At 34.0% G+C, this 16,838-nt stretch carries 13 protein-coding genes; 3 read left to right on the plus strand and 10 right to left on the minus strand.

Features of this window, described 5'->3' with window-relative positions:
• Window positions 1-6: 6 nt before the first annotated feature.
• Window positions 7-3,225 (plus strand): T9SS type B sorting domain-containing protein, encoded by a 3,219-nt coding sequence (locus L2586_RS12685; RefSeq protein WP_235293278.1) that lies wholly within the window; start codon window positions 7-9, stop codon window positions 3,223-3,225.
• Window positions 3,226-3,418: 193 nt separating this feature from the next.
• Here L2586_RS12685 and L2586_RS12690 read toward each other — a convergent pair whose 3' ends face one another.
• Both L2586_RS12690 and L2586_RS12695 read right to left on the minus strand, forming a co-directional pair.
• Entirely contained in the window at window positions 3,419-5,257 is a 1,839-nt protein-coding gene (locus tag L2586_RS12690; RefSeq protein ID WP_235293279.1) for an O-antigen ligase family protein, read from the minus strand.
• Window positions 5,258-5,268: 11 nt separating this feature from the next.
• A complete protein-coding gene (locus tag L2586_RS12695; protein ID WP_235293280.1) occupies window positions 5,269-6,747 on the minus strand; it encodes a transglutaminase-like domain-containing protein in 1,479 nt (492 codons plus the stop codon).
• Between the two features lie 97 nt (window positions 6,748-6,844).
• On the opposite strand from L2586_RS12695, the gene L2586_RS12700 reads away from it, so the two are divergent.
• Together L2586_RS12700 and L2586_RS12705 are read left to right on the plus strand one after the other, a co-directional pair.
• Entirely contained in the window at window positions 6,845-8,158 is a 1,314-nt protein-coding gene (locus tag L2586_RS12700) for a hypothetical protein (RefSeq protein WP_235293281.1), read from the plus strand.
• Window positions 8,159-8,179: 21 nt separating this feature from the next.
• Window positions 8,180-8,599, plus strand: a complete 420-nt coding sequence (locus L2586_RS12705) for a hypothetical protein (protein WP_235293282.1) — start codon at window positions 8,180-8,182, stop codon at window positions 8,597-8,599.
• A 519-nt stretch (window positions 8,600-9,118) separates the two neighbouring features.
• On the opposite strand, the gene L2586_RS12710 is transcribed toward L2586_RS12705, so the two are convergent.
• The 8 genes from L2586_RS12710 to L2586_RS12745 form a co-directional block, all read right to left on the minus strand.
• Window positions 9,119-9,460: a helix-turn-helix domain-containing protein gene (locus L2586_RS12710; protein ID WP_235293283.1), complete on the minus strand. Its 342-nt coding sequence runs from the start codon at window positions 9,458-9,460 to the stop codon at window positions 9,119-9,121.
• Window positions 9,453-10,601, minus strand: coding sequence for a S8 family peptidase (locus L2586_RS12715; RefSeq protein ID WP_235293284.1), 1,149 nt, complete (start codon window positions 10,599-10,601; stop codon window positions 9,453-9,455). Before L2586_RS12715 ends, L2586_RS12710 begins: the two co-directional genes overlap by 8 nt.
• 7 nt (window positions 10,602-10,608) lie before the next feature.
• On the minus strand, window positions 10,609-11,019 hold the full coding sequence (locus L2586_RS12720) for a hypothetical protein (protein WP_235293285.1): 411 nt from the start codon (window positions 11,017-11,019) through the stop codon (window positions 10,609-10,611).
• Window positions 11,020-11,697: 678 nt separating this feature from the next.
• On the minus strand, window positions 11,698-12,267 hold the full coding sequence (locus tag L2586_RS12725; protein WP_235293286.1) for a hypothetical protein: 570 nt from the start codon (window positions 12,265-12,267) through the stop codon (window positions 11,698-11,700).
• A 413-nt stretch (window positions 12,268-12,680) separates the two neighbouring features.
• Window positions 12,681-12,977, minus strand: a complete 297-nt coding sequence (locus tag L2586_RS12730; protein ID WP_235293287.1) for a carboxypeptidase-like regulatory domain-containing protein — start codon at window positions 12,975-12,977, stop codon at window positions 12,681-12,683.
• 410 nt (window positions 12,978-13,387) lie between these two features.
• Window positions 13,388-13,591: a hypothetical protein gene (locus tag L2586_RS12735; protein WP_235293288.1), complete on the minus strand. Its 204-nt coding sequence runs from the start codon at window positions 13,589-13,591 to the stop codon at window positions 13,388-13,390.
• A 15-nt stretch (window positions 13,592-13,606) separates the two neighbouring features.
• Window positions 13,607-14,248 (minus strand): carboxypeptidase-like regulatory domain-containing protein, encoded by a 642-nt coding sequence (locus L2586_RS12740; protein ID WP_235293289.1) that lies wholly within the window; start codon window positions 14,246-14,248, stop codon window positions 13,607-13,609.
• Complete coding sequence (locus tag L2586_RS12745; protein WP_235293290.1) at window positions 14,248-16,806, minus strand: T9SS type A sorting domain-containing protein; 2,559 nt, start codon at window positions 16,804-16,806, stop codon at window positions 14,248-14,250. Before L2586_RS12745 ends, L2586_RS12740 begins: the two co-directional genes overlap by 1 nt.
• Window positions 16,807-16,838: the final 32 nt, after the last annotated feature.

Genomic DNA, 16,838 nt, shown 5'->3' on the forward strand with positions numbered 1-16,838 from the left:
GCAGGCATGAAGCTGATTAAAGTAATAAGTTCGCTTTTTGTGTTGGGATTATTTTTAGTTCCTTCCAATGTTAAAGCGACACATATAGTAGGTGGGGAAATTACATATCGATGTTTGGCTAACTGGACGTTCGAAGTAACACTTACATTAAGAAGGGATTGTGAATTTGGTTCGAAAGAAGCTCAGTTCGATGATCCTGCATCTGTAGGAATATATGATAAAAGTGGGGAGCTTTTATGGTGGTTAGGTCAAGGTGGACAATTGTCTATCCCATTTAATCAAGATGATACGCTGAATACAGAATATGTACCAGGTTGTGATTTCTTAGGTCAAGGTGTTTGTGTTCATACCTCTACCTATATAGATACGATCACATTGCCTTTCAGACCAGGAGGTTATATTTTAGCCTATTCTCGTTGTTGTAGAAATGAGACGTTAACGAATATTACAGATCCACTTCAAACTGGAACAACTTATTCTGTAGCACTTACAAACAAAGCTGCTTTAGAATGTAATAATTCGCCGACTTTCGATGAATCACCCGCACTTTATATTTGTGCCAATGAAGAGCTCGTCGCCGACATGTCAGCGACTGATCCTGATGGAGATTCATTAGTATATAGATTATGTGTACCACAAGATGGAGCAAGTCCAGAGAATCCACAACCACAACCTCCTAGAGGGCCGCTTTTCGAAGAGGTCAATTTTGTTTCAGGTTTTGGTGTAGATAACTTTCTTGGGGGAGTGCCATTAACGATTGATTCCGAAACTGGGATAATTACGGCTACACCGAATTTAGTAGGTCAATTTTTAGTTGGTGTATGTGTAGATGAGTACAGAGATGGTGAATTGATTTCAAGTATAAAAAGAGATTTCGAATATAATGTTCGTGAATGTATAGAAGGACCTAATGCTGAATTTACTTTGGAGAATGATCCACAGTGCGATGGGCTGGAGGTTACTTTTACCAATACGAGTACTGAAACGGATGCTTATGAGTGGTACTTTGATTTTCCGAATGAAGATCCAGCTTTTAAGTCAACTGAGGAAAGTCCTACATTTACCTATCCTGAAGAAGGATTTTATACAATCAAGCTTATTTCAACAAGAAGCGCTGATGGTTGTTTTTCTGAATTTACGAAAGAGTTAGGAGTTTTTGATTCTGAAGTAGAAGCCATTTTTGATGTAAATTTTTTGACCAATGAATGTTTAGATGATTCTTTAGATATCACTTTAGTGAGTACATCTGTAGAACCGAATCCTGATTATGAAATTGAACTTTATGAATGGACCTTGTCAGGAGAAGGTTATGAAGCGAGTGGCTCTGGTGAGACCTTTAGAATAATCGCACCGATATTGGATTCTATTTCAGTTACCTTGAAAGTAACTTCTGAGACTGGATGTACAGATGAAATATCACAAACGATCAATACAACGGAAAATGGATTGTTTGCATCATTTGAACCAGATTTTGAAATTTTAGAATGTGGTGATGATTCTATAACTGTAACCTTAGTGAGTAACAGTGGATCGAATAATCCCGCAGTAACGATAACAGATCTTAAGTGGACGTTTAATTTTGGCGATTTTATGACGATGGGCGATGTTTCTCCTATCACAGTAACGCTTCCTAGGGAAGACAGCATTCGTTTACTACTTGAAGTTTCAGGTTCGAATGGCTGTATGGCTAGTCTTGATACAATCTTAGATGTTCAGACGATAAACGATGAAGATATAGAATTCTTAAGTGATACTATTGGTATTTGTCCTGGAGATACTACTTTCCTATTGGCAAGTCCAAATTCAGATTTAATCTACACTTGGACCCCAGAAGATGGACTTATTTTCGATGGTGATGACAGATCTAATCCTAAGTTCACACTAGCTGAAGGTCAGAAGGAGGCAGTTTATTCTTTAGAAGTAAGTGATGGTAATTGTTCTCGAGGAGCAGGAGAAGTTGTGATCATTGATTTATCAGATGCAGAGCCTGCTGAAATTGCATTCACATCAGTACCTATGTGTGGAACAACAACAGTTTGTTTCGAAAATATATCTACTCCGGCAGATGGAAATTATGAGTTTGATTTTGGAAGTGATGCGGGAATGGTGGATTCTATGAATAATATGATCTGTTATACCTACGATGATTTTGGATTGTTCAAAGTTACTTTAAACTATCTAGGAGGTTGTGGTGACCAAAGTTTTTCTAGAAATCTAATTGTAGCTCCTGACGTTGAAATAAATGTTGATTCTGATACAATTGTATACTGTACTGGTGAAGAATTGAACCTAGTTGTTACATCAGAAACAGATGGCACAGTGGTAGAATGGTATGATGAAGATGAAAACTTGATCGGTGAGGAATTTGAAATTACATATAATCCAGAAGGAGACGAGTTGTTAACCGTTATTGGTTTCAATGCTGGTGGATGTTTTGATACCGCAATGATTCAACTTATTGAATACAAATTAGACATAGAAATTGATGGACCAGAAATCGCCTGTGCAGGTGATGATGCGACTATCACCATAACAGATAATAGTGGAGGGAATCTAACTTATGTATGGACTCCTGAAGATGCAATTTCAGGATCAAATACAGGAAATGAAATTGTTGCTAATGCAGATGAAACAACAACCTTCATTATTAGTATTACAAATGAAGACAATGGCTGTATTCTCGATACGAGTTTTACATTGAATGTATCTGATGTTTCTGTAGAATTAGAAGCAGACCCTATAGAGGTGTTCCAATGTAATCCTACTGATATCAGCGTTGTAGATGAGAATCCAGATTATACTTATGAATGGAATACAGGAGCAACGACTCCTTCATTCACTACGGATACATTGTTAGAAACGACTACTTTCTCCGTAACGGTTACTGATGAAAATGGTTGTACAGCGGAAGCGAGTATCACCATTAATGTGCTGTTACCAGATTGCGATGAAAATGATGTATTCCTTCCTACGGCATTTACACCTAATGGAGACAATGTGAACGATGTATTAAAAGTGGAAAGTAATTTTGTTAAGAAGATGAATCTACAGATTTATGACAGGTGGGGAGAATTAGTATTTTCAACGACGAACATCGACGAAGGATGGGATGGATCATATGAAGGTAAGATTCTTGCACCAGATGTATATGCTTACAGCTTAAGTGCGACTTGTTCTAATGGTGCAGTTTTCAACAAGGTTGGAAATGTTACCTTAATTCGATAAAAGATAAACTTATCTATAAAAAAAAGGCACTTCAGGAATGAGGTGCCTTTTTTTATTTTTAGAAAGGTTGATTAGGAAACTAAAAAGAAAAGACGAATTCGGAAATCACGCAAGTGCCGAAATCACGCAATAAACAAAAGTACCTGCGAAATTGAATGCCATAACAGTTTTAGGTAGAGCTGTATAAATAATATCATTTAGGATAATCTAAGTATTGTTGGTTTTTTTGATTCTTTGCATCAAGCCTCATATCTTTAATATCTTCGATCATCTCATATACTTCCACGGAATATACTTTGATTTCTTTCTGTAATAGTTCTGACGCAAGTTTTTCTACCATTTCATAATTATGATTTAAGTAATACATCTGCAATATCAAATATGGTGCTTCAAATTTAGAGGGAATCATTTCTGAGGCCTTCATCCAATGTTCTTCAGCACTACTTTTCTGTCCCATATTCTGATATATTTTCCCTAAAGCAACCTCCTTATAATATGCAGGGTCTATTAAATTTGATCTGCTTAGATAAATCAAGGCTTCAGAAAACATTTTTGCCTCTGATAATATTTGGCCATAGAATGCAAGAAAGTATGAGTTGTTTTCCAGTTCTGGATAAATATTATTTAACTTTTTTATGTCGTTCTGTGTGACAGGAGGTTTTATGGATGCCAAGTTATTGTTCCATTTAACAAATGATGGATAGTTATCTACAGTTCTTAAAATGGAGAATGCGAAAAGAACAATTACAGGGATAGCACTAAGAAAGGTGTGAAATTTTGAACTTGAATCAATATGGGTTTTTGAATATGAAGCAATTATTGCTACACATGCAATAGCTATGGATTTTATCTCGATTACTTCCCAAGGGTATGAGAATAATCCAAAGGTAAAAACAGTGATAATAATCCCTTTAGAAATTAAAGTTTCGTTTATACTCTTTGAACCTTGGTGTTGACTCTTGGAAAGAATAATCAATAGAAAAATCAATAAGAAAAGAAGAAGACCAATTATACCTTGTTCTTGTAATACCCTAAGTAACTCATTGAAAGCATAATTATTTTCCCCAGCTAGCATGTAATAATTCTTATTCTGGTTAGTTTTTAGGAAGCTAGCTTGCTGATTCATATACTCCTTTTCGAAATGATTAACACCATGACCAAGAATGGGTTTTTCTTGAATCATTTTCATGGTAACTTCCCATATCAACAATCTTCCATCAGCAGAAGGTTTTTTTGAATAATACATCGAAAGTAGAGCTGAAGTACCTAAGATTATTATTAATCCGAGAATAAAGATCCGGTAGAATCTTTTTACGCGCTTAAATTTCTTTTTTATTCCAAACAGAATAAAAAGGAAGTAAGCAGTCGGTAGACTGGCAGCTAACACAGCAGCTCGAGAAAAGGTGTTTAATAGTATTATCCAGAAAAATATTAATGTAGAAGCTATTATTACTTTAAATACTTTCGAATTAATTGAGCTTTGAGAATTTGTATAATTGAGAGACCCCAATACTGATGTAATAGCAATAGCTATGAAACATGCAAAAGGTCCTTGATTAATAAAGCTACCCGTAATTTTACTAACTTGGAATCCAGGAGCTAATAGATGGGTCTGATGAACTATGCCATATGCTATTTGTATGAAAGCACATATAGGGATTATATACAAAAACGATGAAAAATATTTCTGATTTAATCCCCTGTAACTTAAATAAATGAAGCAAAGCAGGACATTTTCAGCGAAGAATAAATATTCAAAACTAAATTCATTCAACACGAGGTAGTACCCCTTTTGCAGGATAAAGTAAATGCCAAGGGTAAGATCAATCAAGGTAAACCTTACTGGGTTATTATGACTTAGCCGTATTAAAAAAGATATTGAAGCAGTTGTTCCAAATCCAATTAGTCCAATAGATATAGTCCCAAAATTAAAGAGCACTGAATTCCATTGCTGAAAATTATACGGTAAGAAAATATATGTGGTTATTGTAAATAAAAATATTGCGTATAATTTTTCATGAGTTACATTCATTGTGTCCACCTTTAGTACCAAGACTGCGCTCCATCTTTTAGTGAAAATAGTCTTTGTTGTCGATTATTTAGTTCACCAGAACTAATAAAGTACAACCCATCCTCAGGAACATTCTTAAATTTCAAATGACCATTTATATCTGCATTTATTTCTTGACTAACAAGCCATTCATCATCCCAATAATTTAACCTGTATGTAGCGCCGGAAACAGCACATGAAGTATTCCATTGATGGTCGTAGTAATAATTTACCGTACTTATGTCAGTATCAATAAATTTATTTTCCTTTAACTCAAAAGTTGTGATCTTATCACCATCTACTAGGAACGGTTTGCCTGCAGGTTTCTTCCTTCCATTAATATAAAAAACTGGAAGGTAGATTATATTATTGTTACCCATATTATCAAAGTGAGCTTGATTCCCATCAAGTTTAGACCAAGAGATAATTTTCCAGTCTTGATTATTAAAGACGCTTAAATAAACATGCTCCGTGTCATCTGGTTTATCTTTTATATATAGACTAATATTAGAAGTACTTACATAGGATGATGTAACATCTATTCGATTTTTCATCCTGAAATAGGGAGGAATGTTTTCTTTGTTTGTATTTGTAGGGCTAAAATTGTCTTGGAAAGAATAAGTATGTCGAAAAATTTTTGGTGCTTTGATGCTGTCATTGAAAGGATCAAAGCAATCGGGATTTCTTTCAGAACCGTTAAAAGGGATCCATTGCTGGTCATTCGAAAGATATACATTCCATTGGTGTCCTGATGCTCTATGTGCCCAGAAAGGGCATTCATCTATAGTTGTAGCTATTCCCAATGTCCTCAAGGATAAGGTTGCAAGTTGTGTCAAGGATTTACAGCTACCTTTTCCAATTTCTAATGTTTCTAATGGGTCAGGCACATTCATTGTAGCTAAAGAACGAATATCATAATCTACTAATGTGGCAAGCTGGCTATTAATTGAGTCAACTAAATTGTCAAGATTTTCTGAATCATCTTGCACTTTGTACTTAAACCTAGCAAATAGTATGTTTAAACTATCTCTGTATTCGACAAGGGCTTCATCACCAGCTCTATAAGGTAAAACAAATTCAAGAAAATTTTTAAACGAGATCTTTTTATCATATGGAGAATTATTCCAAGAACATAAAGAATTTTTAATGTGACGATCAATATCAAAAGATTTCTTTTTGAATTCCCATTTGTCATCCTCTCTTACTTGAACTGAAGAGAAGTGATTTTTTAAAGAATCAAAAGTAGAAAGAGCTCTCGGGTAATCCTGAAATGCGTAGGGTGTAAATTTTATTTTTTCACGGTTATTGTCGATCAAGTAGGTTTTGAACGATCCATGTGACTCAACATTTTTATAGATGTAGTTTTTTGAATAGTGATACCTTAATAATTCAGGAATTACATTAAAAGGGCTGATCCAAAATACAAACCCAAATAAAATTAAGGACAATAAGATAAAGCGTAATCCGTTCATAAAATGTGTCTTATTAACTATTTAACCATATTTATTTTGTAATATTTTACAATCACAGTAATTTAGTTCCGTTAAAAATGTAATCAAAATTTAAAAAATGAAAAACTTTTATTTACGTTCATCACTATTTCTATTGCTATCACTACTTATTGTTATTTCTTGTAATAAGGATTTAGTTTCCATTGAAAATTTTGGATTTGAATCATTAAGTATTGAAGATGCAAGATCTTGGTATGAATCTGAATACGACCCGTTTATTTTTATGGATGGACCGGATGTTTCGGAAAATGAGATAATAAATAGAGAGTCTCCAATAAATAAGATGGTTGTTGCTCCAAACTGGGATCAAGCATTTAAATCAAATAGAAAAGGAACTAAAGTCGTCGAAATACCGCTTATGGGTAAAGGAAGTATTGGTTTTACCACGGAGGATTCTCACGAGGAATTTAAAAACAATGGAAAACGAGAATACAATAGTTCTTTGATGCGACTGGTTATAATGGAAGAAAAAAATAGTACTGATAAATTTGCATTTATCATGGTGACTATTGGTAACAAAGAGTATCTGGAAAATAACAAATTTAAGATATGGAAGAATACTTATCTGAAGAAAGACAATAAGTTTGATGGTAAAGCACTCTTTTATGCATTAGATGGATCCTTTATTAATGGTTGGACTTGGGAAAAAGGGAAAGTAGTATATAAAGTAGATCAAAAAAGAAGCAATGATTTAGAAATAGACCTTCGTGATTGTACAACCACTTTAATATTTACTACTTATGAAAATTGTACAGATTGGATCCAGTTTGGAGAAAGTAATGGTGTTGTATTCCTTGATCCGACATGTAATTATTCTACTGAGTTAACTGGCTATTATATAGAATGTGCTCCAGATCCAGACGATGACAATGGAGGAGGTGTAAATCAGGGGCAGGCAGGAGGAGGAACACCTTATTCACCATCACCGGGTGATAAATTCGCAAAACCAGGAATGAAGCAAACGATGCTTACACAAATATCTAATATGTGTGTAAGCTCAATTATGGAATATATAGACAATGAATATTGTGGTGGAAATTTAAATGAGGGTACGATTGTTTATGACTATTTTCAAAGTTCTGGAAATCAGATGTATTTTACTGGTGTGTCCAATCAAGAGATACCTTATTTAGCAGTCAATTATTTTTATTTTAATGCATTTTTAAATTTTTCTCATGCAATAAACTTTGGAGATGTGGTTTTGGCAGATGTTCCTTCAGATATTCCAAATTCGACGCATGCAGTAGTAGTAACAGGATACAAAACCAATGGTGATTTAATTTATATGGATCCGCAAGAAGGCAAATTAATGGAACGTCCTGCGTACGAAGTTGGAGTTACCACAAAGTTAAGAATAAAAGGTTGTAAATAACAAAATATAAAAGCACTAATAATGAAATATAAATTAATAATTTTTCTAGGAACAGTATTTATACTGTTAAATGTAACATCAGCTATATCCCAATCTAAAGTAAATATAGATGATTTGATTGGTAAAAAGTGGTGTTTTCTGAATAAAGAAAGTATCTCAAATGTTGGTAACGAATGGACTAAAGATAGTTATAAAGTATTCATAGATGATAAAAATATTTCTGATGCTAAATATTATCTATCAAATACACCAGACGAGAAATTTAAGGATAATAAAGTAGGAAAAATGAAAAAAGGAAGGTATCTAGTCTATTCACTAAGTAATCATGAAAAGTTTCCGAATAAAACGGAGTGTCTAGAAATTATCGACTTTAAGAACGATACTTTAACCATAAGAAATATTAAAGTGCGAGAGCCCGTTATCATGGTTTTATGTGAATAGAACATTTAGCAATGCCAATAACAAAATAACCGCTGATTGATTTTTAGCTTGATTCTCTTATTATGATAAATTTTATTAGAAATATACTAGACAGTAGAGTTGGTAATTGTCATACATCATATAAACTAACCATTTAATGAGTTTTATTATTTGAGTGTACATATCGCGCCTCATGTAAACATTATAATTAAATTCTCAAATTAGAAAATAGAGGTGATTTAGGTTTTAAGTCACCTCTATTTTTTTGATTGACTTTTGCTACCTCGCATGATTAGGATATCATAAAAAGTGGGTGTCACTCATGAATAGTTTTATTATGCAATACTGAAACACTCACTTAAAGAGAGTATGACCTTCGTTCTAGCAAAACTGAATATAGATTGCGGTCTTATTGCTTCTCGTTCTTCTTGTAAAATGTCCCTCAGAAATACATGGAAGAGATAAATCGAATGAAAAAGAGAGAATTAGGGACACGTGGAAATAGATTATTTTCATGTGTAACCAGTTCTTTACAAAGTTTTACTTAGCGTAAGCTCGACTCGTTTTAAAGTCTCGAATATAAGCATCCATTACATTAAATAGTTCGGCTCTCTTAGTTTGCGGTAAAGCAGCAATATCCTCAAGTCTTTCCAGCATAGATTCATCTTTGACAGTTAAAGATGACTTGCCGACTAGAAAATCTAAACTGACTTCGAGAGCATCAGCAATTTTAGTTGCGATCTCTACAGAAGGCATCATATCGCCACGTTCATAACGTCCGATAATAGGACCAGAAGTGCCAATCATCTTAGCCAGCTCTTCACGAGACAACCCTTTTTCTTTACGGGCTTGCATTACTTTATCGCCAAATTCTTTACTCATAAGTACTTAAAATGCTGTTTAGTGTACGTTTACTGCAAATATTGTCAAGTGCATTATCTATTGCGTCTTCTAACATTGCACTTTGATATTGAGTATAATACTGCCCTCCTTGATCACTCCAAGAACAATTGATTATATCGGCGTTGTTAGAAACTGCAAAATTTACGCCTGCAGCTAATTCTTCAGAAATTGTACTAGAAATGAAAAGGTCATGGCTTATATTCATTATTTTAAGATCAGGTGCTACTCCTGCAATTTGCGAGGCGTTATGATCAGCAGCAATGACTCCAGCCATTTGCGTTCCGTGAACGCCTACAAGTTGGGCTGGTGATGATCCGCCGTTTTGGGTATGATATGAAGCACTGGTAAATGTTCCAGAACTAAACTCCACATGATTTTGAGCGATTCCTTCATCAATTACTGCAATAACTACACCAGAAGAACCAGTAGTAGTTACATCCCACACACAACAGGCGTTAATGTCAATTCCACTACCGTCGATTGCCCATTGATTGTTAATCTGCGCATCACTTGGGCAACCATTAGGTGAAATGTTAAAAATAAAGCCAGGATCAACTTTTTCAAATAAATTTGATTCAGTAAAAATATTAGAAACTCCTATGCAATCGGAAATTGAATTCTTGTCAGCTTCTAAAACGTACCACTCCTTACTGAAGGATACTTTTCGCAGGATTTTAGTTCTTGTATTCTTAGCTAAGAGTTGCAAGCTAGTAGAATCCTGTTCATTCCTAAGTTTGACATAGAAATTATTAGAAACAGGAATTGCCATAGAATCTCCTAGTACAACTTCTACTGAAATAACACTAGATAAAATTTCTAATTTCTGTATTTCAGATGAATAGTCACTATTAGAAGGTAATTCAATAATTTTAGCATAGATACCTTTTTCTGACTGAGAGATTGGCACTCGAATATCTTGCTCTATTTTATTATTATCAAAAATTGACTGATCCAGTTCAGAATCACTCTGATAATATATAAGCAACTTATTTTTGTTAATATTAAGAGGAATTTTCTCTCCATTATAGTAATAAAATCTTTCAGCGTCGGTAGCCACTTGACTAATTAGTGAAGACGAAATACACAAGATTAGAATTGACGCAATTAGTTTGTTTATCATAGTATATTTATTTTTTTAGAAAGCTGATATCTTTGTCAGCATCAGACGTTGACCGATCAAGAAAATTGTAGATTATGACTTCAGATGAATCACTAAATTCATAAGTAAACCAGCGCGTCCTTTCATCATTAAATAATATAAGTGAATCAGTTGTCTGCCTATAATTATAATCTGTATAAAAGAAATGTTTCCCAATCTTTAGATCTTCAGTAAAAACGATTGTGTCTGGAACACCATCAAATAATTCTGGAAATTTCTCCACCCATAAACCAACTATATCAAAAGAATCCTTTACTTCTTCTTTTACCTCTTTTACCTCTTTTACTTCTTCTACTTCTTTTTCTTTGCCCTCTTTTGTGCAGCATACAGCAAACAATAACAGGCTGAATAGCAAGCTAAAAATTCTAATATTTTTCATTTTTAGTAATTTATTAAATTAATTTTTTCATGATCATAAATCAGATTTAAAAACTATAAAGACCGTTCAGATATGAAATAAATTTAAAAGTTAATGCACGAGCGCGTGGATTAGGGAGTCTTCCTTCGTGTGCTAATTTGAAGGAAGAATTAATCGCTAGTAGGCTGGGTATGCCTTTTCTCCCGGGCGTTAATGTGTAAATCCAAATAAAAGTTATAGACCATTACTTTACTAATATAACGATTAAATAGGTAGAAGTTGTGACTGTGGCGTAATTATATATTTGATATGTCGCTCAAGAGGTGTAGGAGAACCTGGGTGTTGCATCTCTAACTAAAGCAATGATTGCTAACAAAGTGCGATCTCTTTTTTCATCCAAAAGATTTTGAATAGTGATAACTTTTTGGTTGACCCTTCAAAAACCACTTTCAACTAAAATAACTGTAGCAACAATACTTTTTTTTCAACTGAAAAATCAATTGAAAAAGAAAAATGAGTGAGCCGAAAAATCTAGTGAATACAGAAATAAGGAGAGTAAAGCGTAGAAAGATGACAAAAAAAGAGGTTAGTAAGGCGCGGCTTTTTATTTTTAGAAAGGTTGAATTGAAAAAAAGAATTTAACATTTTGAAATGTATGAGATATTTTAAAAGTATCAAGGTCTTTGCCGGTTGATTTTCTTACAAAGTTGATAAGAAAGTGTAAGAGATTCCTGTTGTGAGATGGAACATTACCGCTCTTCTTCTTCCAAAATTATGATGGTAGGAGTACCCAGCAGAGATTGTGTAGTTTATATTGTTACAGATACTTAAATAGTATTTTATATTGCTTACACCAATGAATTGATTTGTTGTTTGTGATTCTATTTCGATTTCATATGATGGACTAACTCTTGAATCCAAAATTACTATTTTTGACTGTCTTTCTATTTCGTAGCCAGGTCCAAGATTAAAACGTAATCCAGACCTCTTGAAATTTGTAATTTCAAATTCTAGCGCTACAGCTAGCATTGTTCTTGAAATTCCCCCATCGATTAAAAGACTAGATTGATTTTTAATCTTACCATTAAAATATTCTGCTGAGAGTGCAATAGATGTACTAGCAAACAATGACTTGCTAATTGACGACTTTAAGAGTATTCCTTCATTATAGTCATAGGTGATTGCTTGACTTAGTAGCTCTGGTAATTCTAGTGGGGATGCAAAACCAGCACTTACATTAATCGAATTGCTCTGTGAATTGGAGAACAAAAAGTTTAATAGAAAGAAGCCTACGATGTACTATTTTTTTAAAACCATATTGTTTCTTCAAAGTATTGACCAGGTTGGATGTAAACACTATCTATCACTTCTTGCCATTTACCATCTCTCTTATATTATATTCGATATTTATGATACCAGTTACCTATTGACCAACTACCAGAGAACCTCTCATGATTTCCAAAAATAAATAATTTTCTACTTCCAAGCAAGCTTAAATTATCTGGGTATGAATAGATATTAAAAGAGTCTTTACTTTCAAAACGACTTTGAACAACAGTATTAATATATGCTTTCGATTTTAATTTTATAATTTCACTTGAGTATTTGTGACCTTTCTGATAACCATTTGCACCATTAGTAATAGCCGTTTCTCCTAGATCGTAAGGCCAATATTCATCCGATTAACTCGGGTAAAGATAGGTGTTAAACCTCCCTGTCAATTCAACTTCGAAGAATCCCTTTTCGTCTGTGTAAACGATTGCTTCTGCATCAGTCATGAAGTCCGACTCTGTAAAGGGACCTGAGCCATTAAAGCCATCTTTTACATGAATCTCAGCATCTGGGATAGCTTCGCCAGAACCGAAGTCAACAACATGGCCACTGATAAAGGCCGTCCGCTCTCTATTTTTGATGCATGGACTAAAAGATGCTAGTGTGGCAATTAGAAATATGATCTTTAAAACAGTTGAATCTTTCATTATCATTTTTCAAAAAGAAAAGGAAGAATTAAATCTAAACTTCCTTTTCTATTACTTAATAGTAGATTGTGTCACGAAATGTTTCACCTTTTGCTATATAGACACTGTCTAATATTGTGTTCCAAACTCCATCTCGTTTATATTCAAGTTTATACTTAAAATAAAAGTTTCCGATTACCAGCACATTTCGAAAATCGAATTGATTACCATATTGATTCCAATGGATTAAAGATGGGACATTAGTATCTTCCACATATTCAGTGATTTTTAAAGAATCCTTTACTTCATCTTTAAATTTTATCAAGCATTGCATCAAAGCCATCGCTTTTAATCTTATGATTTCATCTTGATTTTCAGATCCTTTTTTATAGACTTCAGCTGAAGTTGTTACCGCATTGATTCAGTATAGGTCAATGCTTCATTATCACCGATATCATATTATCTAGTATAGGACCAGAGCCAGTGAATCCATCTCGTACATAAATTTGTACATTCTCGATAGGTTCACCTGTTCCATAGTCTATTACTCTACCACTCATAGTTGTGGTTTGTTTTATCTTTCCACATGATGCTATTAAAAACATCAGTACGGTTATTATCATTATCTTTTTCATTTCAAATGTTCATTTCTAATAATAAATGGTATCTCCTCTTGTCTCTCCAAGTGGAATATAAATACTATCTAAAATACTAGTCCATGCCCCATTTCTTTTATAGCTAAAGTCATAGGTATAGTAGCTATTCCCGTAAGCAAAAGTCATTTCTCTATTGAACGATTTTCCGTGACTTTGTTGGCGAAAAAATAGACTCGGATATTCTAGGTAGGCTAACCACTTGATGCTATCAGCTTGCTCACCTAGACTTTCGGCTCGAAAATTGAGATAAGCTTTTCCTTTTAGGATAATTTCTATGTTTTCATTGTCCTCACCTCTGGTATAAATTTCTCCTGACTGCACTAGCTCTCCATCATTGTAATTCCAATATTCTGAAGACTTAGAAGGATACAAAACTGGATTATTCTCAGCCTTGATCGAGACATCGAACTCTCCATTTTTATCAGTATAGGTCAAAGCCTCGTTATCACCGATATCATCATTATCTAGTATAGGACCACTTCCTGTAAATCCATCTCGAACATATATTCTCACATTCTCAATGGGTTCACCTGTTCCGAAATCTATTACTCTACCACTCATAGTTGTGGTTTGTTTTATCTTTCCACATGATGCTAGCAAGAGCATCATTGCGGATATTATTATTAAGTTCTTCATTATTTAATTTTTATAAATTTACCAATACTCGAATCACTGAAATTCTTTATAAAGTAATTGCCTGGAGATAAATGTGATATATTAATTCTTTGTGTGGTTTTAGCCGAAATTATGATTTTCTCAACCATTTCGCCGGTGACCCTATAGATACCAAAAGTAATCTCCTCTTTTGCTGTGTTTTCTAATTTAACGAAGTCAACAGCAGGGTTAGGGCTTAATTTAAATTCTAATTGGTCAGCTACTTCATTTTCTCCATGATTATAGACTTTTCCTCTAGTCTTAGAAGTTGCCAAAGGGTCGAGTCCAGGTCTAGCATTAGAAGACCGGAAAACAGTAGCATAATTAACAGGTTCAGTCATTGCTGAAATTTCTGCCCCTTGTTTTATAGTAACACCAGATTCGAATTTTATTAGATCTGTAGCTCTGATATTCGATTCCACACCATCCTTGAATTCGACCGTATTTCCATTTCCTCCAAAGGTTGCCGTGCTCTTATGGGTAAATGCTACCGGTTTATCGAAAACGATATCACTGTTTCCATTTCTATTAAAAGGTAGGATACCCTCATCGAAATCATCTCTAAAAATATCTATAACTCTTGTGGCAGTTGCCTGACTAATATTAACATGCTCCTCATTGTCCTCCATTCCGAAAAACTCATCGAACGGACTACTACTTACACTAAAATCTTCCCAGCTATCGAATACGTTACCTGGTGTAACTTCGAATCCCAGAGCAGATGGAGTAGGGATGAAAGTTGCTTTCATATATCTAAAATTCGCAGAATTATCAGGATCCTTTTCCAGGGCATTCGATGCATTATCTCCATTAACAGCATAAAGTGCTGTATTGTAGCCTCCTACTGCTCCATCATAAGCAATATTATTATTTACATATTTATCTGTAGCTCCCCAAGACCCTTGACCACGGAATAATCTATAAGAAGTAGAAGAATTTGTATTGTGCATACTGTTACCATACATTAATGGTAATGCCTGAAATTTAAGTCGAAATAGAATATTTTCGTAATTACCTACAGGGGTACTCGGAAACATTCTATTCTTTCCGCCGTTTGTTATGGCATAACGTTTCACTAGATTTGGATAACCTAGATACAGCATCGTGTTATAGAAAGTGTTATGAATAGTGCTAGCGTAACTATCAAAATGACTTAATAAAATTTGTTGGGCAGCAGTCGATTCTAATTTAACTTTCGCTTCTGCAATTGCTTCCTTTAAACCAAATGTCCAATCATACATAAATTCAACTGCGTACTGAACAGATATAGGGATATAAGCTCCTTTCATAGGAGAATCAAAAGCTACCCAAGATTTTGTAAAGTGTGGAATATCATCTTCTTCAAGTTTTGCAAGAGCATATCTTGTTATTAGCCCACCCATGCTTGGGCCTACTATAATGCTCATTTCAGTTTTTCTATCTCTGTAAGTAGAGCCATTGATAACAATATTAAGAAAATTCTTGAAAGCCTTACCATTTTCAATAATATCATCTGCACCAGATTCAAAATTAACAAATACTATATCATACCCATCATTGAGTAAGTCATCTGCAAAATTAGGAGATGATTCCGATTCCCAATGCGAAGGGTCTCCATTAACTAACTCGTATAAGCCTCTTTCATCTACTTTATCTTGATCGCTACTAGAATTATTCATTGCATAATTTCTATTATCATCTGGATCAAACCCATCAGTAACGATGATCGGTCTTCTAAGTTTATTAGCGCCATTCTGATTATTACCATAAAGTATTGTGGCAGTAAGAGAATTGCCTGATTCTGAATCGTACCAAGTAAATTCATGATTACTATTAGGCTCACTCCTCATTACATCGAAATTCTTTACACGTTTCACTGTTGGTACTATATGTGAAGATTTTCTTCTTAAGGTAAAATGACTATAGATATAATCTTCATTGTTTCTGCTTGCACGCACTACCATTTCTAAAAACTCCTTCCGTTCTCCAACGTAATTAACACTATGTATAGTGTTCAGATCTATTGGGATGAAGCCGTCACCATTATCAAAGTCGATTTCTATCTTATACTTCTGATCGGTATTGGTTAAAAGAAATTGGTCGGGAATTATAAAATCAATCTCATCACCAACGATAGTTCGTGACAAGATATTTGAAGAAAATGTCCTGCCATATTCTGGAGACTGAGAATCACTATCATCTATATGATATTTAAAATTATAATCTAATATCATGATCGGATATATGTTTTTCGTATCCATAGATTTCCTAGCTTCTTGGAATAACTGATAATAGCTTAATAAACGATCTTGCCGATCGTCTGCTTTTTGTAATACTGTATATATATTAGACCAATCTGCACGGTTTAAAACTGTTACTTTTGATGTTCCATTAGTAGCCAGAATTTTAGTTCTAGCGGCTTCGTAGTAATCAATGTCAGGTAAATCTTTTTCGAAAACAATCAGCTTTTCAAATTGAATCTTGGTTGATTGATCTGGGTTCACTTGCGAATAGCAGACGATTGGAAGAATAGTTATTATTAATTGTAATAGATATTTCATTTTAATTTTATTTGATGGTTAAAAAATTGATT

The organism is Portibacter lacus (assembly GCF_021533215.1).
Lineage (GTDB): Bacteria > Bacteroidota > Bacteroidia > Chitinophagales > Saprospiraceae > Portibacter > Portibacter lacus.

Excerpts from the sequence above, each read along its gene's own strand:
- L2586_RS12685 (WP_235293278.1), top strand. The coding sequence starts at position 7 with ATGAAGCTGATTAAAGTAATAAGTTCGCTTTTTGTGTTGGGATTATTT.
- L2586_RS12690 (WP_235293279.1), bottom strand. The coding sequence starts at position 5,257 with ATGAATGTAACTCATGAAAAATTATACGCAATATTTTTATTTACAATA.
- L2586_RS12695 (WP_235293280.1), bottom strand. The coding sequence starts at position 6,747 with ATGAACGGATTACGCTTTATCTTATTGTCCTTAATTTTATTTGGGTTT.
- L2586_RS12700 (WP_235293281.1), top strand. The coding sequence starts at position 6,845 with ATGAAAAACTTTTATTTACGTTCATCACTATTTCTATTGCTATCACTA.
- L2586_RS12705 (WP_235293282.1), top strand. The coding sequence starts at position 8,180 with ATGAAATATAAATTAATAATTTTTCTAGGAACAGTATTTATACTGTTA.
- L2586_RS12710 (WP_235293283.1), bottom strand. The coding sequence starts at position 9,460 with ATGAGTAAAGAATTTGGCGATAAAGTAATGCAAGCCCGTAAAGAAAAA.
- L2586_RS12715 (WP_235293284.1), bottom strand. The coding sequence starts at position 10,601 with ATGATAAACAAACTAATTGCGTCAATTCTAATCTTGTGTATTTCGTCT.
- L2586_RS12720 (WP_235293285.1), bottom strand. The coding sequence starts at position 11,019 with ATGAAAAATATTAGAATTTTTAGCTTGCTATTCAGCCTGTTATTGTTT.
- L2586_RS12730 (WP_235293287.1), bottom strand. The coding sequence starts at position 12,977 with ATGAAAGATTCAACTGTTTTAAAGATCATATTTCTAATTGCCACACTA.
- L2586_RS12735 (WP_235293288.1), bottom strand. The coding sequence starts at position 13,591 with ATGAAAAAGATAATGATAATAACCGTACTGATGTTTTTAATAGCATCA.
- L2586_RS12740 (WP_235293289.1), bottom strand. The coding sequence starts at position 14,248 with ATGAAGAACTTAATAATAATATCCGCAATGATGCTCTTGCTAGCATCA.
- L2586_RS12745 (WP_235293290.1), bottom strand. The coding sequence starts at position 16,806 with ATGAAATATCTATTACAATTAATAATAACTATTCTTCCAATCGTCTGC.